General features: G+C 64.1%; 13 protein-coding genes and 1 tRNA gene. 5 read left to right on the top strand and 9 right to left on the bottom strand.

Features of this window, described 5'->3' with window-relative positions; genetic code table 11:
* Window positions 1-50 precede the first annotated feature (50 nt).
* Window positions 51-3,026 (bottom strand): DNA polymerase I, encoded by a 2,976-nt coding sequence (gene polA / locus QM467_RS07230; protein WP_283365633.1) that lies wholly within the window; start codon window positions 3,024-3,026, stop codon window positions 51-53.
* Window positions 3,027-3,208: 182 nt separating this feature from the next.
* On the opposite strand from polA, the gene QM467_RS07225 reads away from it, so the two are divergent.
* Window positions 3,209-3,285: transfer RNA gene (locus QM467_RS07225), tRNA-Arg, on the top strand.
* Between the two features lie 508 nt (window positions 3,286-3,793).
* Here the strand turns inward: QM467_RS07225 and QM467_RS07220 are convergent.
* Window positions 3,794-4,561 (bottom strand): MFS transporter, encoded by a 768-nt coding sequence (locus QM467_RS07220; RefSeq protein ID WP_283365632.1) that lies wholly within the window; start codon window positions 4,559-4,561, stop codon window positions 3,794-3,796.
* A gap of 145 nt (window positions 4,562-4,706) precedes the next feature.
* Window positions 4,707-4,994 (bottom strand): hypothetical protein, encoded by a 288-nt coding sequence (locus QM467_RS07215; protein ID WP_283365631.1) that lies wholly within the window; start codon window positions 4,992-4,994, stop codon window positions 4,707-4,709.
* A 180-nt stretch (window positions 4,995-5,174) separates the two neighbouring features.
* Between QM467_RS07215 and QM467_RS07210 the strand changes: the two genes are divergently transcribed.
* Window positions 5,175-6,131: a GlxA family transcriptional regulator gene (locus QM467_RS07210; protein WP_283365630.1), complete on the top strand. Its 957-nt coding sequence runs from the start codon at window positions 5,175-5,177 to the stop codon at window positions 6,129-6,131.
* Window positions 6,132-6,417: 286 nt separating this feature from the next.
* Here QM467_RS07210 and QM467_RS07205 read toward each other — a convergent pair whose 3' ends face one another.
* The 3 genes from QM467_RS07205 to QM467_RS07195 are packed head-to-tail and all read right to left on the bottom strand — an operon-like array spanning window position 6,418 to window position 11,259.
* Window positions 6,418-7,014, bottom strand: a complete 597-nt coding sequence (locus QM467_RS07205; protein ID WP_283365629.1) for a TetR/AcrR family transcriptional regulator — start codon at window positions 7,012-7,014, stop codon at window positions 6,418-6,420.
* Window positions 7,015-10,143, bottom strand: a complete 3,129-nt coding sequence (locus tag QM467_RS07200; protein WP_283365628.1) for an efflux RND transporter permease subunit — start codon at window positions 10,141-10,143, stop codon at window positions 7,015-7,017.
* Window positions 10,144-10,152: 9 nt separating this feature from the next.
* Complete coding sequence (locus QM467_RS07195) at window positions 10,153-11,259, bottom strand: efflux RND transporter periplasmic adaptor subunit (protein ID WP_283365627.1); 1,107 nt, start codon at window positions 11,257-11,259, stop codon at window positions 10,153-10,155.
* Window positions 11,260-11,943: 684 nt separating this feature from the next.
* On the opposite strand from QM467_RS07195, the gene QM467_RS07190 reads away from it, so the two are divergent.
* From QM467_RS07190 to QM467_RS07180, 3 genes are all read left to right on the top strand, one after another.
* Entirely contained in the window at window positions 11,944-12,390 is a 447-nt protein-coding gene (locus QM467_RS07190; RefSeq protein WP_283365626.1) for an SRPBCC family protein, read from the top strand.
* Between the two features lie 36 nt (window positions 12,391-12,426).
* Entirely contained in the window at window positions 12,427-13,542 is a 1,116-nt protein-coding gene (locus tag QM467_RS07185) for a sigma-70 family RNA polymerase sigma factor (protein WP_283365625.1), read from the top strand.
* Between the two features lie 490 nt (window positions 13,543-14,032).
* Complete coding sequence (locus QM467_RS07180; RefSeq protein WP_283365624.1) at window positions 14,033-14,839, top strand: SDR family NAD(P)-dependent oxidoreductase; 807 nt, start codon at window positions 14,033-14,035, stop codon at window positions 14,837-14,839.
* Between the two features lie 656 nt (window positions 14,840-15,495).
* On the opposite strand, the gene QM467_RS07175 is transcribed toward QM467_RS07180, so the two are convergent.
* From QM467_RS07175 to QM467_RS07165, 3 genes are all read right to left on the bottom strand, one after another.
* A complete protein-coding gene (locus tag QM467_RS07175; protein WP_283365623.1) occupies window positions 15,496-18,621 on the bottom strand; it encodes an efflux RND transporter permease subunit in 3,126 nt (1,041 codons plus the stop codon).
* On the bottom strand, window positions 18,621-19,706 hold the full coding sequence (locus tag QM467_RS07170; protein WP_283365622.1) for a hypothetical protein: 1,086 nt from the start codon (window positions 19,704-19,706) through the stop codon (window positions 18,621-18,623). The genes QM467_RS07175 and QM467_RS07170 overlap by 1 nt, the downstream gene beginning before the upstream one ends.
* 92 nt (window positions 19,707-19,798) lie before the next feature.
* Window positions 19,799-21,160, bottom strand: coding sequence for a TolC family protein (locus tag QM467_RS07165; protein WP_283365621.1), 1,362 nt, complete (start codon window positions 21,158-21,160; stop codon window positions 19,799-19,801).
* Window positions 21,161-21,258 lie beyond the last annotated feature (98 nt).

Genomic DNA, 21,258 nt, shown 5'->3' with positions numbered 1-21,258 from the left:
GCGACGCTCGAAAGAAAACCCCGCTTCGGCGGGGTTTTTTATTGTCTCGTCTAATGCGCCTCGTCCCAGTTGTCCGCCGCGCGGGCCTCGACCAGCAGCGGCACGGAGAGGGCGACGGCGGGCAGGGCGGCCTGCTCCATGACCCTCCGCACGAGTTCGATCGTGGCCGCGACCTCGGCGTCGGGCGCCTCGAACACCAGTTCGTCATGCACCTGCAACAGCATTTGCGCGCGCAACCCGGCCTGATCCAGCGCGGCGTCCATGCGGATCATGGCGCGGCGGATGATGTCGGCCGCGGCGCCCTGAATCGGCGCATTGATCGCCGCGCGCTCGTTGAAGGCGCGCTCGGAGGCGTTGCTCGACGCAATGCGCGGATAATGGCATTTGCGCTCGAACAGGGTGGTCACATAGCCTTGCTCGCGGCAAAGCTTCTTCGTCGCGTCCATATAGGCGCGGATGCCCGGGAAACGCTCGAAATAAAGGCGGATGAAGGCGCCCGCCTCCTCGCGCGAGATGCCGAGCTGGTTGGCGAGGCCGAAAGCGGAAATGCCATAGACGATGCCGAAATTGATCGCCTTGGCGCGGCGGCGGATTTCGCCCGGCATGCCCTCGACCGGTACGCCGAAAATCTCCGACGCCGTCATGGCGTGAATGTCCTTGCCCTCAGCGAAGGCCTGTTTCAGCTGCGGAATATCGGCGATATGGGCCAGCAGGCGCAGCTCGATCTGCGAGTAATCCGCCGAGATCAGCTTGTGGCCCGGGCTGGCGACGAAAGCGCGGCGGATTTTTCGCCCCGCCTCGTTGCGCACCGGGATGTTCTGCAGATTCGGCTCCGACGACGATAGCCGCCCCGTCGAGGTCGCCGCCAGCGCATAGGAGGTATGGACCCGGCCCGTATTGGGATTGACGAAGCGCGGCAGGGCCTCGGCATAGGTCGAGCGCAGCTTCTGCACCTGCCGCCAGTCCAGCACCCGTGCGGCGAGGTCATTGCCCTGCTCTGCCAGATCGTCCAGCACGCTGGCCGAGGTCGACCACGCGCCGGTCGCGGTCTTCTTGCCTCCGGGCAGGCCGAACTTGCCGAACAAGATATCGCCCAACTGCTTCGGCGATCCGAGATTGAAGTTTTCGCCCGCCAGCTCTTGAACTTCCGCCTCCAGCCGCGCCATATCCTGCGCGAATTCGCCGGAGAGCCGCGAGAGAATGGCGCGGTCGACGCAAATGCCGCGCCGCTCCATCCGCGCCAGCACGACGGCCAGCGGCCGCTCGAGCGTCTCGTAAACAGTCGTCATGCCTTCGGCGACGAGACGCGGCTGCAGAACGTTCCACAGGCGCAGGGTGACGTCGGAATCCTCCGCCGAATATTCAGTGGCCTTGTCGAGCGCCACGCGGGCGAAGCCAATGAAGCTCTTGCCCTGACCGGCGACCTCGCTGAATTGAATCGGCCGGTGCCCGAGAAATTTGAGCGACAGCTCGTCCATGCCATGGCCGTTCAGCCCGGCGTCCAGCGTGTAGGACGCGAGCATGGTGTCCTCGACCGGCGCGACTTCTATGCCGTGCTGGGCCAGAACCAGCCAGTCATATTTGACGTTCTGGGCGATCTTCATCACCGAGGGCGCCGTCAGAAGCGGCCGCAACAAGTCGAGGGCCTCTCGCAGGGGAAGCTGCCCCGGCGCGAGCTCGCCGCCGCCGAACAGATCTTCCACGCCGGGCGACTTGTGCCCGAAGGGAATATAGCAGGCCTGGTTGGGCGCCAAGGCCAGCGACAGGCCGACCAGATTGGCCTGCATGGGATCGAGCGAATCGGTCTCTGTGTCGAAACAGACCGCGCCGGCCTCGAAAGCCCGTGCGATCCAGTTTTCCAGTTCCTGCAAGGACGCGACGCGAACATATTGGCCGCGCTCGACCGGCGTCGCCAGAGCTGCGGCGGCCCGAGCCCTGGCCAGAGCGGCCGGGCTCGGCGCGGCGGCGTTTTCCGCAGGCGTCGCGGGTTCGTCTGGCGCGGCGTCGGCCTTCGGCGGGGCGGCCTGGCCATTGCGGCCGCGCCAACCGTTCGGTCCGACGAAAGCTGGATCGGGGTCGATCGCGCCGACATCGACATCGTAAAGTTCGCCGACGCGCCGCGTCAGCGTGGTGAACTCCATCGCCTTCAGGAAGGCGACCAGAGTCTTGCCTTCCGGCTGGCGCAGGCCGAGATCCGATAGCGGCGTCTGGACTTTCACATCGTCGACCAGATGCACCAGCTTCTTCGACAGCCGCACCTTTTCGACCACGGCGGGGTCGGTCAGCGTCTCGCGGCGCTTGTTCTGCTTGATCTCGCTGGCGCGGGCGAGAAGCGTGTCGAGATCGCCATATTCGCCGATCAATTGCGCGGCGGTCTTGACGCCAATGCCAGGAGCGCCGGGCACATTATCGGTGGAATCGCCGGCCAGCGCCTGAATGTCCACCACCTTCTCCGGCGGCACACCGAAATAGGCGACAACTTCTTCGCGCCCGATGCGGCGCTCGTCGCGTTCGCCCGATGCGGGGTCGTACATCGTGATTCCGGGACGGATCAGCTGCATCAGATCCTTGTCGGCGGAAATGATCGTCACGTCGGCGCCGGCTTCCGCCGCCTGTCGGGCGTATGTGGCGATGAGGTCGTCGGCCTCGTAGACATCCTGCTCCACCGGCTCGAGGCCAAAGGCGCGCACCGCCTCGCGGAACAGCGGAAATTGCGGGACGAGGTCTTCCGGCGGGTCCGAGCGATTGGCCTTGTAGGCGGGGTAGATTTCCTTGCGGAAGGAATTCTCGCTCTTGTCGAAAATGATGGCGAGATGGGTGGGATGCACGCCAGTCGCCCCGTCACGGACGAATTGCAGCAATTTGGCGCAGAACAGCCGGATGGCGCCGGTCGGCAGGCGGTCGGCGCGGAAATTATATTTCTGGTCCTGCCGGATGGACTGGAAATAGGCGCGAAAGATGAAATTCGAACCATCGACGAGGAAGACATGGTCGCCGGGGGCGAGGGGGCGGGCAGCGTCGGTCATGCGCTTTCTTTATCCGGGGACGCGCCGCACGCGCGAAGGAGCCCCTTATACGCCAAGCCGCGCGCGCTCCCAAGGGTCGATCATGTGTCGATCATGTGTCGATCATGTGTCGATCGCAACGGGCGGCCGGCGCGCAAAATTGCTTTGCCCAAGCGCGATCCATGGGCTAAACAAGGCGCGAAGCACCCGTAGCTCAGCTGGATAGAGCGCTGCCCTCCGAAGGCAGAGGCCAGGGGTTCGAATCCCTTCGGGTGCGCCAATTAATTCAACGGATTAGGCGGTTTTCTGCGACAAGCATAATAGTTTTAGCGACCACATAGCGACCGCCGCTATCCTTATTCCGACCGTGCGTAATCGTCGTCCCAAGACATTGCGGTTCACCGCCGCGGTCGAGCCCGAGACAGGGCTCTCCAGAAAAGCCTCACTCAAACTTGGGCTTTCAGCTTCGTCGCAAAAAGGCGGGAAGCGGCCGTCACTCAACGGTCTGCTCCCGGCTCGAAGCCGACTTTCCGGAACAAGCCCGCAATGGTCTCAATTTGACCCGAGGCGGAAATTCGCGCCAGGAATCCTCATCGGCTCAAATGGGCGGCAGGCGGCCATAGACCGAAAGGAAGAAATAGGCCTGAAAGCGGCCGGCGCGCGAGGCCGCGGCAAACGTGGACGCTGACGATAATTTAGCGATTTCGCATCATGTCGCCGTAACTCGAGTGCAATGTCGTCCAAGTTCGGGGAGGGCGGCGCCCGGCGGCCCTCCCCGGCGACGCTCGTCAGGCGAGCGGCTTCGCATCCAAAGCCAGCCGGCTGGCGGAGTTGGCCTCCCGGCTCAGCCGCGACAGGACGAGGCCATGAAGCATCAGGGCTAGCGGGACTGCGAAGGTCGGGACCATCACCAGCGGATAGGACGTGATAAGCAGGTTCGGCGCATCGAAGGCGAGGAGATGCGGCAGGCCGGGAGACGTCAGCGCCCCCATTGTCACCGCCACCACGAGGTCCGCGATCCCAAAAAGGTTCCAGGCATAGGCCGCCGCGCGCGCGCCGCCCGCCTTTTGCGCCAGCCGCGCGGCCACGACGACGGCAAAGCAGCCGGTCGAGACATCCCCAATCCCCGCGGGCAGCGCAAATTGCCAGGGCAAGCGTCCATCGGCCCAAAGCACGAGGAAGATAGCGCCCCCGACGCGATAAATTTGCGCCGCGACGATCCAGGGCAGCGGTATTGCGCCGACAAGGCGGGCGACGCTTTCCGACAGTCGTACGCCGGCGAAGGCGATGATCAGCGGGGTCAGCAAGCCGAGTAGCACGGTCGGCGGCGAGGTCGGGCCGGCCGCGAAATAGGCATTCGTCACGGCGAGATATTGGGCGATCGCCAGCCAGGCGATCAGGGCCGCGGACAGCGCGCCCGCCGTCGTGTAGCGCGTTTGCGCCGACGCCTCCATGCGCGCGGCGCCCATCCAGATCAGGCCCAATGCGATGGCGGCGACGAGCGGGCGCAGGGTCAGCTCGAAGGCCAAGAGGTACGTGGGGATTTGCGGGGTCATCGTTCGAACTCCATCGGGAAAGGTTGCGGCGCCATGCGCGCAGAAAAGGACCCGGCGCCAGCCGCCGGGCCCAGTTGCGGAGGGCGCAGGAAGGGACGCCCTCTGTTGACGCCCGCCGACGGATGGTCCGGCGGGGCGTCAGGCCTCAGCGGGAGCAGAGTTCGCCGGTGACGCTGTCGAACCTGTCGTCGGCGCCGGCGAAATTGCCCATGATCTGCGCGCCATTGGCGGGGATGCAGCGCGCCGCGGGGCGAATCGGATATTCAGCACGGTATGCGGGCGGATCTACCGCGCGGGCGGCGGATTTGCCGGGGTGCGCCAAGACTGGGGCGCCGGAAAAGCCCATGGTGACGGCCGCGGCCAAAGCCAGAGGTGCGCCCTTGCCGATTGTGCGCGCGCGGCGCGCGGTGTGAACGAGCGAATGGTCAAACATGGAAGGATCCCTTTCTCGCGTGTGGTTGCTCCGTGAGGGGCCGCGACGTGGATGGCTTCGTCTCATCCGCCGCCTGGTTCGCCGCAGGGCGGCGTCGGCCTCGAGAACAACATGGCTCAAATGGCGTTTGACTGAAATGTCATATATGCTACGATTTAAGACATCCTCTTGGAGGACGAAATGCAACGTGTCGGTCTGATCGTCTATCCCGGCTTCCAGATGTTGAGCCTGTCGACGATGACGGTTTTCGACGTCGCCAATCGAAGTCTGCCGCAGCCGCGCTATGAAATCGTCGTGGTGTCCGAAAAGGGCGGGCTGACGCCGACATCGATCGGCGTTCCGGTCCTCACTGCCGCGATTGACAGGGGCGAGTTCGACACGGCGCTTGTGAGCGGCAATTATGAGCTTCGCTCGCCATCGCCTGCTGTACTCGACTTCCTGCGGTGCGCCGCCGGCGGATTGGCGCGCCGGGTCGCGGCGCCTTGCACGGGCGCCTTCGTGCTTGCGGAGGCAGGATTGCTCGATGGCCGCCGCGCGACGACGCACTGGGCCTATGCGCGCGAATTACAGAAGCGCTACCCGAGGATCAAAGTCGAACAGGACCGGATTTTTATCGCTGATGGCAACATTTGGACCTCTGCGGGCATGACCGCCGGAATCGACCTGGCTTTGGCGCTGGTTGAATCAGACCTCGGCGCCGATGTCGCGCGATTGGTCGCCAAAAAGCTCGTCGTCTATCACCGCAGGGCCGGCGGCCAGTCGCAACATTCGTTGCTCTTGCAGCTGGAGCCCAAGTCCGACCGGATCCAATCGGTTTTGACTTACGCGAGGCGCAACCTGAATACGGGGCTGGGGGTGGAGCAGCTTGCCGAAGTCGCGCATTTGAGCCCTCGCCAGTTCAGCCGCGCCTTTCACGCCGAGACGGGCCAGTCGCCGGCGAAAGCGGTCGAGAACATGCGTGTCGAAGCGGCGCGGATGTTCATCGAGGACGGCCGCCACTCGCTCGACGAGGTGGCCGAATTGACTGGCTTTGGAGATCGCGAGCGCATGCGGCGCGCCTTTTTGAGGGCTCTAGGGCAGCCGCCTCAGGTTTTGCGGCGCAACGCCCGGCTCGCGAACGCGCTGGCGGCCGAATGATCGTAACAGGCGAGCCGTCGCCTTGAAGGCGCGCATGCAAAACAAGGCGTAATCGTCTCGGCGAATGTCCGTTGCTGCTGCAAGGGCCGCCATTGGAATTCAACAGCCTTCGACCGCTTCGCCTCGGACTCGGCCCGTGGCAGCCATAGTCGCGGTTAAGCTAAGCCGCGAGGATCAAGCCCGACGGTCGCAGTTGGGCGGCAAGCGGTCGTAATCCGAAGGGCGAGTTGAGGGCGTAAAGCCGCCGAGCCCGCCGATCGATAGACCTGCGCTGCGTCGCCGCCAGCTATGATTTCGCCTTCAGGGCCGCGAGGCAGAAATCGACCATCTGATCGATCGAGGGCACAGGATCGTCCGCGCATTCCACCATGAGGCGCGGATGGCAAAAACGCACGCAGGCGGTATGCACAAGCCTGGTGGCCAGCTCCGGATCGCCCGGCGCGAATTCGCCGGTCCTCATGCCTTCGGCGATGATTCGCCCGCTGCAGGAAACGATCCGCTCGATATGCTCCTCGACGATCGGCCATTGCTCGTTGAGCGCGACCTCGACCATATCGTGCAACTTGCGCTCGCCAATGAACCGTTCGGCGTTCATGGCCTCATTGGTCTTGATCAGCGCGCGCAGCCGGTCGGAGGCGGAGCCGGACGCGGCGGCGATTTTCTCGACTTCAGTCTCGACCTCGCACATCAATTGCCGGGCGACCGCCTCGTTGATTTCCGCTTTGGAGCCGAAAAAGCGGTAGACATTGGCCGGCGACATCCGCAATTCGCGGGCGATGTCGGCGACGGTGGTCTTCTGGAAGCCGATCTCGCGAAACAGCCGCTCGGCCGTCGCGACGATCTGTCGTCTTTGGTCTTTTTCTTTGGTGGCCGCTCCGCTCATTCAGCCGATGCCCTCCAGAATGCCGGCCGGCGCGTAAGGTCTGTCCGTTTCCGCCGCCGGCTTCGGCGCGCTTTCTCCCAAGCGTCGCCGGAACCATAGAGCATAAAGCGCCGGAAGATAGAGAATCGTCAAGAAGGTCGCGACGAACAGGCCGCCCATGATGGTGACCGCCATCGGTCCCCAGAACAGCGACCGCGACAGCGGAACCATGGCCAGGATGGCGGCGAGCGCGGTCAGCACCACCGGTCGCGCCCGGCGCACCGTAGCTTCGATGATCGCCTCGCGGTAATTCGCGCCGCGTTCGAGGTCCTGGCGCACTTGGTCGACAAGGATGATCGAATTGCGCATGTCCATCCCCGACAGCGCGATCATGCCGAGCAGGGCGACAAAGCCGAATGGCGCGCCGAAGATTTTCAAACCGACCGTCGCGCCGATGATGCCGAGCGGCGCGCTCATCATCACGAGGCCAAGCCGGGCGAAATTCTGCAATTGCGCCATGACGATCGTCAGCATCGCCAGGATCATGACGGGAAAGACGGCGAACAGGGAATTGTTGCCCTTGGCCGATTCCTCGATCGCGCCGCCCATTTCGAGGCGATAGCCGGGTGGAAGGCTGGCGCGCAGGTCGCGCAGACGCGCCCAGATGCGATTGGAGACGTCCGGCGGCTGGACGCCGTCGACGAGGTCGGAGCGGACGGTGATCGTCACATCGCGGTTGCGCCGCCGCAGAATGGCGTCCTCATGGTCGTAGACGACCTTTGCGACCTGCGCGACCGGCACAGGCGCGCCGTTGCGGGAAAGGATGGTCAGATCGGCGAGATGGCCGAGGTCGGCGCGTTCATCGGGCGCGGCCCGCGCGACGACCGCGACTTTTTCGATTCCGTCGCGCACGGTCGTGACCGTCGCGCCGGAAATCAGCATTTGCAGGGAACTCGCGACATCCTGCGGGGTCAGACCCAACGCCCGCGCCCGGTCCTGATCGACCACGAGCCGCACCGAGGGCATAAGTTCGTTCCAGTCGAGTTGCGGCTCGCGCAGATCCGGCTCGCCGCGCATGATGTCGCGGACGCGATAGGCGATGTCGCGCACCCCTTGGACGTCCTGACCCATGACCCGGAACTGCACCGGGAAACCGACCGGCGGGCCGAAATTGAAGCGGTCGACGCGCACGCGCGCTTCGGCGAGCGCTCCTTCCGACACGGCGGATTCGATTTTCTGCTTGACCCGTTCGCGGGCCTTGAGGTTTTTTGCGACGATCACGATTTCGGCATAGGCCTCGTCCGGCAGGTGGGGATTGAGACCGAGCCAGAAGCGCGGCGATCCCTGGCCGACATAGGTCGTGTAGGTGGCGATGTCGGCGTCGCCTTGCAGCATTTTCTCGGCCTTTTCCGCTGTCGCCAGAGTGGCGCCAATCGCCGAGCCCTCCGGCATGCGGATCTGGAAGAACAATTCTGGCCGCTCCGAGATCGGAAAGAATTGCTGCGGCACGGTGGCGAAGAACATCACCGCCGTCGCCATCAGGCCGAGGACACCGGAGACGACCAGGCCGCGATGATCGACCGACCAGGAGATCGCCCGGCGCAGAGCGCGATAGGGCCGTGTTTCGTAGATGGCGTGGGGATCGGTGTTTCCCGCGCCCGCGCCGAAATCGGGCAGGAGCTTGACGCCGAGGAGCGGCGTGAACAGCACGGCGACGAGCCATGACGCTAGCAATGCAATGCTCACGACCCAGAAGATTCCACCGGCATATTCGCCGGCCGAGGAGGCGGCGAATCCAACCGGCAGGAATCCCGCGGCGGTTACGAGCGTGCCCGAGAGCATGGGGAAGGCCGTCGTGTCCCAGGCGGCCGTCGCCGCCTTGCTCCGGCTGAAGCCCTGCTCCATACGCACCGCCATTGTCTCGACGGAAATGATGGCGTCGTCGACCTGCAGGCCGAGCGCGATGATCAGGGCGCCGAGCGTGATGCGTTGCAGGTCGAGGCCGATGGCAAACATGACGATGAAAACGATCGCGAGCACGAGCGGGACCGCCGTGGCGACGACGATTCCGGTGCGCAGGCCGAGCGACAGCAGGCTGACGAACAGCACGATGGTCAGCGCTTCGATAAAGGAACGGGTGAATTCGCCGACCGCATGTTCCACCACTTTCGGCTGATCCGCGACCTTTTCGATGTCGATGCCGACCGGCAATGCGTCGCGGATGCCCTGCATCGCCGCGTCGAGATTCTTGCCCAGCGTGAGCAGATTGCCGCCCTTGGCCATGACAACGCCGACGCCGAGCGCCGCCTTGCCGCGCTGGCGTATCAATTCCTGGGGCGGATCTTCAAAGCCGGACGTCACCTTGGCGACGTCGCCGAGGCGGAACACCCGGCCATTGGCTTCGACCGGCGTCGCCGCCACCGCCACCGCGCCGCTCATCGCGCCGGAAACGCGCACCGGCGCGCGGTCAGCCGCGGTCTGGAACACGCCGCTGGCGACCACGTCGTTCTGCCGCGCCAGGGAATCGAAGATCGCCTGCGGGATGACGCCGAGATTGGCGAGCCGCGCCTGGCTGAATTCGACGAATATGCGCGGGGCCTGCACCCCGTAGAGATTGACCTTGACGACATCCGGCACGTCGAGCAGGCGCTGGCGCATCGACTCGACGACCTTTTTCAACTGGCCGTAATCGGCACTCTCGCCGGTGACCATGTAGAGGACCGAATCGACGTCGCCGAATTCGTCGTTGACGTCGGGACCGACGAGGCCCGCCGGCAAATCGCCGTGCGCGTCGGTCAGTTTTTTCCGCAAAAGGTAGAACAGCCACGGGACTTGCGCGGGAGGCGTGGTGTCCTTGAAGAACACCTGCATCGCCATAAAGGACGGCCTGGTGTCAGTCTGGACATGATCGAAAAAGGGGAGGTCCTGCACCTTCTTTTCGATCGGATCGGCGACCTGGTTCTGCAGATCCTTCGCGGTGGCGCCCGGCCAGACCGCAGTGACATTGGCCACTTTGATTGTGAAGGATGGATCCTCGGCGCAGCCGAGGCGCAGATAGGAATAAGAGCCGCCCACGGCCAGGATGAGAATCAGGAACAGGACCATCGGCTGATGCCGGACCGCCCAGTCGGAGAGATTGAGCTTACGCATGGCGCCGCCTCAGAACGCGAGTTGGGTGGTCGGGCGAACCTTTTCGCCGGCTTCGAGTTTTTGCGCGCCAAGAATGACGACTTTGTCGCCCTCGGCCACGCCGGAGGAAATCTCCACATCGCGGCCGTCGTAACGGCGCACCGCGACCGGTTTCAGCTCCAGCCTGTCGTCGGACGCGACGACCCACAGCGCGCTGCCGCGGCCCTGGTCGATCAAGGCGGAGAGTGGCGCCCGCGCAACCGGCTCGCTTTTCCGCGGCGCAATGGTCAGCGTCGCGCTCATGCCCAAATCGACCTTGTCGTCCGCATCGGGCAGGGAAAACCGCGCCTCGAAGGTGCGGGTCACAGGATCGGCGGCCGGCGCGAGTTCGCGCAGCATGGCGCGATAGGATCTGCCGGGCTGCGACCACAAGGTCAGCCGCGCATCCCAGTTCCTAACCTGGCCGACGAAGGTTTCCGGCAGCGCGACGACCGCCTCCTTTTCGGCGAGGCGGGCCAAACGGATCGCTTGTTGTCCGGCCGCGACGACCTGGCCGGCCTCGATGAAGGTCGCGGTGACGACGCCGTCGGCGTCGGCGCGCAAAGTGGCGTAATCGAGGGAATTGGCCGCGAGCTCTACCGCGCGCCTGGCGCGCAGGTTGCGTCCGCGCGCTTCGGCCGCGGCGGCGTGGGCGCGGTCATAGGCGGCTTGCGTCGTCCAGCCTTTGGCGAGCAACTCGGCGGCGCGCCGGTCGTCGGCGAGCGCTTGGTCGAGCGCGGTTTTCGACGCCGCAAGCTCGGCGTCGGCCTGCTGCTTCTGGAGCCGCAAATCGACGTCGTCGATTTTTCCCAGGGGTTGGCCGGCCGTGACCCTCTGGCCGGTTTCGACGAGGCGGGTGGCAATCTTGCCGCCCACGCGGAAGCCCTGGTCTGTTTCGATCCTGGAACGGATCGCCGCGATAAAGCTGTGGGTGTCCCCCGCTGGAGCATAATGGATTTCCTGGACCAGGACTCTGGGCGCAACCAGTTCGCCGGGACCACCATTCGCCTTGCCGCATCCGGCAAGCGCGGCCCCGAGCGACATGGCCAGGCTGATCCGCGCCAGATTGGAAAAGTGTGAAGCGCGCAATGTGAACATGGCGGACGGCCTCCGTTCCAAGCGGGCGCATTGAAGCATGATGAGTGACGATTATCAATAATCATCACTCATCAATAAACCGTGAATGCGGCGCAGCTTGACCGGCGACCTATCCCCGCGCCGAGGGCCGCCTGTGAGGCGCGGGATGGATTGACCATATTGTCGCCCTTGGCGGCGCGAGACTTTGTCCATTGTGCGATGATGGACACCATCGACGATGACGGATCAACGCGGCCAGTCGGCGCCATTGGCGCATTTATTCTTGCTGTCAGAGGAGTGCTCTCATCAATGATGAAGCAACCAATGAGGCGGCGCGTGACCACCAGGACTTGGCGCAGTTACTGATCTCGCGTGAGCGAGCGGGCGATGTCGAGGGAATGGCTGCCCTTTACGAACGCGATGCTGTGCTCGACATCGGCGAAGGACAATTCGCCCGCGGTCGAGACGCTATCCGTGCATGCTTATGCCACGCCAGTGGCCGCTGATCCTGGGGCTGGACCCGGACATCACCGAGGCTGAGGCGCGCTGTTATGCCTCTAACGTTTAGGCAACCGTGGCGGCTTGGTTTCAACAAAAACGCCGCCGACGAAACCGCTGGCGCATCCGGGCCGCCGATGAATTTTAGCCCCCGCAACAGTCTTATGAGCATCGGTCTCGTTTCAACCGCAACCAAATAGGTGCGATATGAACAACAGCAGCTTCACCACGGCTTTCGCCGTCGACCAGTCGGCGGAGGAGGTTTTCGCCGCCGTCAACAACGTCCGGGCCTGGTGGTCGGGCGAAATCGACGGAATCACGGATCGGCTCGGGGCGGAGTTCACTTACCGCTACAGAGACGTCCATCGCAGCACGCAAACGATCACCGAAATGGTTCCGGGTAAGAAGGTCGTCTGGCGGGTCGTTGACGCCGATATCAATTTCGTGAAGGACACGCATGAATGGAACGGCACGACTGTCGTATTCGACATCGCCCGGAGGCATGGCAAGACCGAGTTGCGTTTCACGCATGAGGGGCTGATTCCGGCCATCGAATGTTACGACGGTTGTTCCGGCGCCTGGGGCTTCTATATCAATCAAAGCCTGCGCAACCTGATTACGACCGGCAAGGGAGAACCAAACGCAAAGGGATAGAAGTCGATGCGGAAAGCGCCGCCGCTTCCAAGCGTGATGGCGGCGCTCTCGCAACCGCGCTCTGCGCGTCTGAGGCGTAGACGCGTCCGATCGCTTCCCGGAGGTGATATCATGTCTCGCGCCATGTCCGATCCGCAGGGAGAACAGCGTTTGCAGTCGAAGCCTGTGCGGCAAGAATTCGAACGTCTCGCGGAAAAGCATCGGCGAGAGCTGAGCGTCCATTGCTACCGCATGATGGGCTCGCTGGACGAGGCCGAAGACCTCGTCCAGGAGACCTATTTGCGGGCTTGGCGCAGCTTCGACGGATTCGACGGCCGCGGCCCGTTTCGAGCGTGGCTTTACCGAATCGCGACCAACGCCTGTCTCGACGCGCTGGCCAAATGCAAGCACAGCGCACGCCTCATGCCGGACCAAAGGGCGCCGGCCACGACGGAAATGCCTGACGGAAAACCTGCCGCGGACGTGGCTTGGCTCGATCCCTATCCCGACTCCGAGCTGGGACGGATTGCTGATGAGACGCCGGATCCGGAGGCGCGCTACTCGTCCCGGCAAGCCGTACAACTGGCCTTTGTCGCCGCCATCCAACAGCTGCCTCCTCGCCAGCGCGCCGTCTTGATGCTTTGCGACGTCATCGGCTGGTCGGCGGCCGAAGCCGCAACAGCGCTCGGCGCAACCACGGCGTCGATCAACAGCGCATTGCAACGATCGCGCGACACATTGGCCAAGCGCTATCCCCATGGCCGGCCGGAAGCCGCGGCGGTTCCGATCGCTGCGCAGCAGGATTTGCTCCGCCGATACATGCGCGCTTGGGAAGGACTCGATGTTTCCGAATTCGTGGCGCTCCTGAAGGAGGACGCCACATACACCATGCCGCCGCTGCCACAATGGTATGCGGGAAGGCGGGCGATCGGCGTCTTCTTCGCTTGGGCATGGAAGCTTTACGATGGTTTCCGCATGGTTCCGACGGCCGCCAACGGGCAGCCCGCTTTTGCGGCCTATTCGCGCGCCAAGCCGGGCGAGCCATGGACTGCGCATTCCATCCACGTGCTCGCCTTGGAGGGCGACACGATCTCTGGCTTGACCCTGTTTGCAAAGCCTACCGGCCCGCGGTTGTTTCCGGCCTTCGGGCTGCCGCTCTCACTCGAACCTTGAGTGCGGTTTCGCCGAGCCGACGGCCAACAGCGGACTCACGCCGGCCACGTTCAACCGGGCTGCTCCTTTTTTGCCGCTCGCGACGTCTCCGCGAGCGAGTCGAAGACCAGGCGGATGCGTCGAGCATCGGCGCGCGTGCGCGATTTGCGTCAGGGCCCGTCGCGCGGCATGCGCCCGTCACGGGCGGCCTAAGGCTTCATTTTCGCGCCGAATTCCGCGTTCCCGGGAATTGCGCGCATGTCTACAACGACTTCGAACAAGATTTCGCCCGCTGATCTTTCGGGCTAGTCATGACGGCGTCCTGATCCACATGCGCATCGGCCATCAGGCGACAACCGCTGTTTTCACCGCGAAACATCCTTTTCAGCGCGTGCGCGAATATTGACGGCACAAAAAAAGCGCGGCGCCGATGATTTTCGTTCACCCCCCAGGTCACACAGACAGACCAACGCGGTCAAACCAGCAGGAAAGTGAACGCAAGGAGGCCAAGATGTACTCGCTCTCGTCCGTGCAAGGCACTGAAATCCAACAATCGAGCGCACGCGAACTCGCCGGCAAGACGGCGGTCGTGGTCGGCGCGAGCCGAGGTTTGGGGCACGGCGTCGTTACCGCTCTCGGCGAGGCCGGCGTGGGCGTGGTCGCCCTTTCGCGGACCCAAGTTCGGCCCAACGGGGAAGCCGGACATGAACCCGCCGTCCATTGGGAGCTTGGCGACGCCGGCGATGCGACGACGCCCCGCAGAATCCTTGATGCTTACGATCCGCATATAGTTGTGATTGTCGCCGGCGCGAGTCCACATATGGCGCCGCTCCAGCAACACACCTGGGAGACATTTTCCGCCAACTGGAACAGCGATGTCCGGATCGCCTTTCATTGGCTGCGCGAAATTCTCCTGCGGCCATTACGGCCTGGCGGCCGGGTTATCGTGTTCAGCAGCGGAGCGGCTTTGAACGGATCGCCGCTCAGCGGCGGTTACGCCGGGGCAAAAGCAACTCAGCGCTTCATTACGGCCTATGCCCAGGATGAAGCGCGTCGGGCCCGCCTCGACATCGCTTTCGCAGCCGTGTTGCCGCGTTTCTCGCCGCAAACTGGAGTGGGACGGCCCGCCGTCCAGGCCTATGCGGATCGGACCGGCCAATCGGTCGATGATTATCTCGCCGCGCTGGTCGCTACGGGCGGCCCGCTCGTGACGCCCGAAGGCGCGGGCGCGGCTGTCGTCGAACTGGCGTGTGCGAAAGCGGCCGATGTCGCTTCCGCCTATCTTTTGAGCGGCGATGGTTTGAAAAAGCTGTCCTGATGTCTCTTAACCGCAGCGCGCGCCAACGCCGCGCGCCCGTGTTAACCCTCACGGGCGTCCCATGGACAGGGCGGAGACGCCTTGAGCGCGGGGGCTCGCCGGGCGGATTTCTCGGATTCGTTTTGCCGATGGTAAACGGGGACGCCAGACCTGAGCGGAAGGCGGTTTTCGATAGTGTCGGATCAGTGTTTTCCGGGGGCCCTGGCCACCCACTTTGTTCTCAAAGGCCGCCAGCAAGCCGTGCTGCAAGATAGGCCCGGTGGCCTGTCGCTCGTTTCTTGGTTGAGTTCGATCGGTTTGGCGAATGTCCCTGATCTGGGCCATATCCGCCATCAGAAGTGAGCTTCGAGCTTCCGCAATGGGTCGAGTCCGGAATTAAGGCCGCCCGACAGTGAATTTCCGGAATTGGCGCCGAGCCGACCTTGCCGAATGCGTCTGCGAATGTCGCCTTCCCGCCGACTGCTGCCAGTCGTCAATGGCGGCGATCGGCTCGAAGGGGACGTTTCCGGCGTCACCTGTGAACGCCTCGTGACGACCCCTAGCTGACGGTCATCTGCCGCCGTGGCCGTCTCCTGATGAGCGCGAAGCGGTCGTATAGCTGGCGCGACGCTAATTCATCGCGACCTCGTGTGGTTGCCGCCGGCTTGAGCGCCCAATCAGCCGAAACGTCCAAAGCGCAGCGTCAGGGTCGGCAGGACAAGTAAATTGAGCAGAAATGAGCTGAACAGCCCACCCAGAATGACCACCGCCATCGGCCCCTGAACCTCGCGGCCGGGCTCGGCCATTCCCATAGCCAGAGGCGCCAGACCGAGCGCGGTGACGAGCGATGTCATGACGATCGGCGTCAGGCGGTCGCCGGCGCCTTTGATCGCCGTTTTCAATCCCCAGGGCAGGTGTTCAACGATGACGAGATGCTCGAAATGGGAAACCATCATGATGGAATTGCGCAGTGAAATGCCGAAGAGAGCGACGAAACCGACCATGGAGCCGATTGAAAGCACCGCGCCGCTTACATAAGCGGCGACGATTCCGCCGACCAATGCGAAGGGGGCGTTGGCGAGGATGAGAATGAGATTGCGCCAGCTCTTGGTGATGATCGACAAGATCAGCACGATGCCGACGAAAGCCATCGACGCATAAATGGCGAGATCGCGCCGCGCCTGCGCATCGGCTTCGGCCGAGCCGGAAAATTCGACATAGACTCCCTTCGGCAGAGGGACTTTGGCGGCGACGGCCTTTTTCGCCTTGGCGACGTAAGATGAAATGTCGCCGTCGGACACATCCGCCAGCACCGTCACGATGCGGCGGGCGCCGAGATGATCGACCTGCGACCGCCCCGTCGTCTGGGTCACATCCGCGACCTGGCCGAGCGACACAAAGGTGCCGCCGGGCGTGCGCAGCGGCAGTTCCGAAATTTTGGCGACGCTGTTGCGACTGGCGGGGTCCAGCACCGCGACGACATTGAAGACGCGGATGCCGTCATAGACCTGGCCGACGACATCGCCCTGGAAGGCCGTCCGGATGACGCCCATGACATCGACCGGCTGAAGCCCCCAGCGGATGAGGTCCTCGTCGCGGAGCTGCATCGTCAGTTCGGGCGTCTCGGGAGCCGCGCGCAGGCGCACGTCGCGCCCGCCCGGCACATTGCCCATGACCTCGGCGATTTTCGCCGCGGCGGCGTCGAGCGCAGGCAATTCATTGCCATAGATGTTGACCGCGACCGCCGCCGTCGCGCCGGAGAGCGTTTCCTCCACGCGCTCGGTCAGGAACGGCTTGAGCGAATAAGTCATGCCGGGAAATTTGGAGAGGCTCTCCCGGATGTCGTGATCGGCCTTGCTCAATTGCGCGCCGGAGAGACCTAGCTTCAAATCGACTTCGATCTCGCTGGCCTGCGTGCCGCTGGTGTCGTCGGCAAGTTCGGCCCGGCCGACGCGCTGCGAAACCGAGCGGACCCAAGGCAGGTCGTTGAGGATGTCGGTCACCAACCGGCCCATGCGCAAGGATTCCGCAATCGAGGTTCCCGGCGCCGCCGTCAGATGCAACGTGTAATGCCCCTCCTTGAACTCCGGCAGGAAGGCGCTGCTGAACAAAGGCAGCAGCAGCAAGCCGCTAATCGTTGCCGCTACCGCTCCCGCCATGACGGCGTTGGGAAAGCGAGTGATTTTCGCGAGCAGGCGTTCATAGGGCCGCCTGATCAGCCGCACTGCCGGCGGCGGCTTCTCGGCCTCCGCCGCTGACTTTCTATCCTTGGCGAGCAGGATCATGGCCAAAGCTGGCGTCACGGTTAGCGCCGTGACCAGCGAGGCGATGAGCGCGAGCAGATAGGCAAAAGCAAGCGGCGCGAAGAAACGTCCCGCCAGGCCCGGCAGGGTCAGCACCGGGACGAAGACCAGCATCACGATGAATGTGGCGTAGACGACAGCGCTGCGGACTTCGAGGGAGGCGTCGAGAATGACCGAAGCCGCCGGGCGCGGCGTCGCTTTCTGGTGATTCTCCCGCAGGCGGCGGACGATGTTTTCGACATCGATCACCGCATCGTCGACTACCTCGCCGATGGCTATGGCGAGGCCGCCGAGCGTCATGGCGTTGAAGGTCATGCCGAGGTTATTGAGCACGATGACGGCCGCCATCAAAGACAGCGGGATGGCGACGCAGGAAATCGCCGCCGTGCGCCAATCGAACAGGAACAGGAACAAGACGACGATGACCAGCACGCCGCCAAGCAGTAGCGCGTCGCCGACGCTTCTCATCGCCACATTGATGAAATTGGCCGGACGGAACAGGGTTTGGTCGAGGTCAATCCCCTCCTTGTCCAGCGCCGGGCGCAAGGTGGCGAGCGCATCCTCGACTCTGCGGGTCACTTCGACCGTATTGGCGCCATATTGCGCCGAGATCAGCAGCGCGACGCCCGGACGGCCCATGACGGAGGCGCCGCCGATCGCCGTTTCCGGCGCATTGGCGACCGTTGCGACATCGGACAGTAGAATCCTGTTGGCGCCGCTGGTTGCGACGACAGTCCGCCCGATCTGCTCCGGCGTTACGGCCTGACCGGCGCTGCGTAGATTGATGCGCTGGTTGACCGTGTCGAGGACGCCGGCGCCCTGGATCGCTGTCGCCTTGCGAGCGGCGGTGGCGACATCCTCGACGCCGATCCCGAGGCGGACAAGGTCGTCGGGGCGAATCTGGATTTGTAGCGAGCGCGTCTCGCCGCCGAAAATGGCGACCTTGGCCACGCCGGGAACGGCGAGCAGGCGCGGCCGCACTAGCCAATCGCCCGCCGAGCGGACGTCCATGAGATTGCGCGTCTTGGACGTCAGGCCCGCGATCAGCACCGTGCTGCTCGACGACGTCAGCGGCGTCAGGACCGGCGTCCTCACCCCCGCCGGCAACAAGGGCGCCACGCTGGCGACGCGTTCGGCGACGATCTGCCGGTCGAGATAAATGTCGCTGCCAGGCTCGAAGATCACATTGATCGTGGACAGGCCCTGCATCGAGGTCGAGCGCAGGGTGCGCACGCCGGAGACGCCATTGATCGCGCTCTCCAGCGGCAGGGTCACCAGCGCTTCGATTTCCTCGGCGGCGAGACCCGGCGCTTCCGTCTGAATATTCACCTGCGGCGGCGAAAATTCCGGAAAGACGTCATATTTTGCGCGGCTGATCGACAGGCCGCCATAGAAGAGCAGCAGCATGCAGAGCGAGAGGACGATTTGGCGATAACGGATCGCCGTCGAAATGATCGTCGCCTGGATTCCGGCTGGGCGTCCGGGACGAACGGCCTCCATTAATCATCGTCCTCGTCGCGACGCTTGTGCGCCTTCGACTCTTCGGTCGCCAAAGCCTGCGCGCCCTCTACGACGATGGATTGCCCCCGCGGCCAGTCGTCCGCCGGAACGATATAGCCGCCGTCGGCCGAGGGAACCGCATCGTCGTCGAGCGGCTGGCGTTCGTAGCGGTCGGCCGCCGCCTTGACATAGATCCACGGCTTGCCCGATTGCCAGACGATGGCCGACGACGGCAGGACGACGCTCGGCTTCGCCTCGCCCTTCGGCACGGAAGCGGTCACGCTCGCTCCCGCCAAAGCGGCGGGCGTCGCGGGCAGGACATAGAAATAGCTCGGGCCCGCCAGTTTCGGATCGGTCTGGGTCGCTGGCGAGACGAATTCCGCTTCCGCCGTTTCGCCGCCGCCGAAAGTAATTGCGATCCTGGCGGGCGGTTCGGCGACGGCGCCGGGCTGCAACGTCAGTTGCAACAGGGCCGACTTGCGAAGGATGAGATTTTCAGCGAGCGACGCATGGGCCGCGATGGCGGGACCAAGGACCGGCCCCCAGTCTTGCGCCGCAACATTATTGACTGCTTCAACCTGGTCCTTTGCCGCATCGACGGCGGATTCGTCGATCTTCTCGGCGGCCTCGGCCGCCTCTGCCTGCGCGACGGCGGAAGGCGCGACCTTCAGCAAATTTTGCGCCCGCACATTCGCGGTATGAGACGCGGAGAGCTTCGTTTCCGCCGACTTGAGCTGCTTCGCCGCGGCGGAAGAGCTGTTGTAAAGCGCCGTCAGGCGGTCGAGCGGCAGGACCAGTCCATAGGCCCGGACGCGTTCCTGATAATTGATTTCCTTCGGCACGACGGAAATAATCCGTCCCCGCTCCTGATCGACGGCGTCGAGCGTCACGGCTCCGGCCGCGCCAGTCGATGCGACGGCGGTGTTTTGGGCGGCGGGGCGTGCGTCATCGTCGTCGAGCGCCCTGAGTGCATTCGAGCGCAACGCCAAGAAAGCGGCCAGAGCCAGGAGCAACGCGAAAAACGCCAGCCAGAAGAAGCCGCGTTTTCGGCCGCCCGCCCGGGCCGAACCCTGTTCGGCCAGCATGTCCTCATCCCTCGGGAATTTTTCCCGTCGATTTTAGGTATTTGATTTGCGCCCGCGGTTCAACTGACGCCGGCAAAAAGCGGCAAATGCCGTTAAAACCGCTCGCGGATCATGCTGATCATGTTGTCGTGGGGCGATTCGACAACGATCGCGACCGGCGGCAGGTCTGCGCCGGTCAGGATGGAAAGCGAGGCGCGGCCGTCAAGCAGGGCCTGCTCCAGCTCAATCCTCTGCCGCTCGATCGTCAGCTGCGCGAGTTGAGCGTCAAGAAAGGAGCGCTCGTCGAGGAGATTTTGCCGGTAGGCCTTTTCCGATTGCGCAGCAAATTCTCTCGCCTTGGCGAGACGCGGCGCAAGCCCCGCATATTGGCGCTGCAGCAGAGCCTGTTCCGACAGGAGCGCGCCGACCTCGGACGCCGCAGCGGCGAGCCGGGCGTCGAACTCGCTCCGGAGCGCCTCGCGGGTCGCGCTCTCCCGCGCGATGGCGCCTTCATTGCGATCGAAGATCGGCAGGTCGAACGTGGCTTGCGGGCCGAGGGAATAAATCCCGCTATTGTCGCGGCCGCCGATAATCCCGATCGTGACATTCGGAAATTGCGCGAGGACGGCCTGGCGCAACTTCGCCTCCTGCGACTGATAGCCATATTGCAGCGCGATCAGGTCCGGCCGCCGGTCGGCCAGATTGTCGAGGCCCCGCCTTACCCGCTGGGGGTCGAGCGGCGGCGGCAGGCTGCCGGCCGCGAGCGCGAGAGGGGCGTCGGGCGCGACGCCGAGCAGGGCGTTGAGCTGATGGCGACGGGAAAGCTGCGTCCGTTTCAGGTCGTCGTCGAGCTTCTGGATTTCCGCGGCCGCCGCCAGGTCCGGAGACAGAGCGGCAAGGGTTCCGTTGCCCTGGTCGATCGCCTTCGTCGAATGGTCCAGACGGTCTTCAAGCAGCTTCCGCGCGCGCCCGATCACCTTTTCCGCGCGCTCGCCCGAGACGATATCGACGAAAAGAATCCGCACCTTGCCGATCGTCTGCCATTCCTGCCAATACAGCGACGCATCGATTTCGGCGGCGGCGTTGGATGCGGCCTCGATCTTTGCCGGCCTGAGGATGATCGATTTCAGGTCTTGCGAAATTCCGGAGCTGAAGGAATTCGTCCCCTCGCCCCCGCCGGCGAAAAACGGATAGGAAAGCGCGATTTGAGGATTGGGCAAGACCCCGGCTTCGATGATCTGCGCCCTGGCGAGGCCGAGTCGCGCGCGCGCCGCCCGAAGCTCGGGATTATTGGCCAGCGCCAGCCGGTCGACATCGTGGATGGTAAGTGCGCCGCGCTTCACCTCCGTAAGAACAGGGAGGCTTGACGCCAGATTGGGCGTCCGGTCCAGCGGTTGCGGCGCGTAAGAAGCGCATCCGGTCAGCGCCAAGGCGCCGAGGACAACGAGGACCGCGCTATACAGTGTTCTTTTCAACATCGCCGCCGGAATCGCCAGGCAAGAGTAGATCATGATGATTGACCGGTGGCTGGGTTTCGGTCCAGCTGCGATCAAAGCATTTCAACTGATACGCC

It is taken from the genome of Rhodoblastus sp. 17X3 (assembly GCF_030056575.1).
In the GTDB taxonomy this organism is placed as follows: Bacteria; Pseudomonadota; Alphaproteobacteria; order Rhizobiales; family Beijerinckiaceae; genus Rhodoblastus.
Note: the sequence above shows the minus strand (reverse complement) of the source record. Positions and strands in the feature narration are given on the sequence as shown.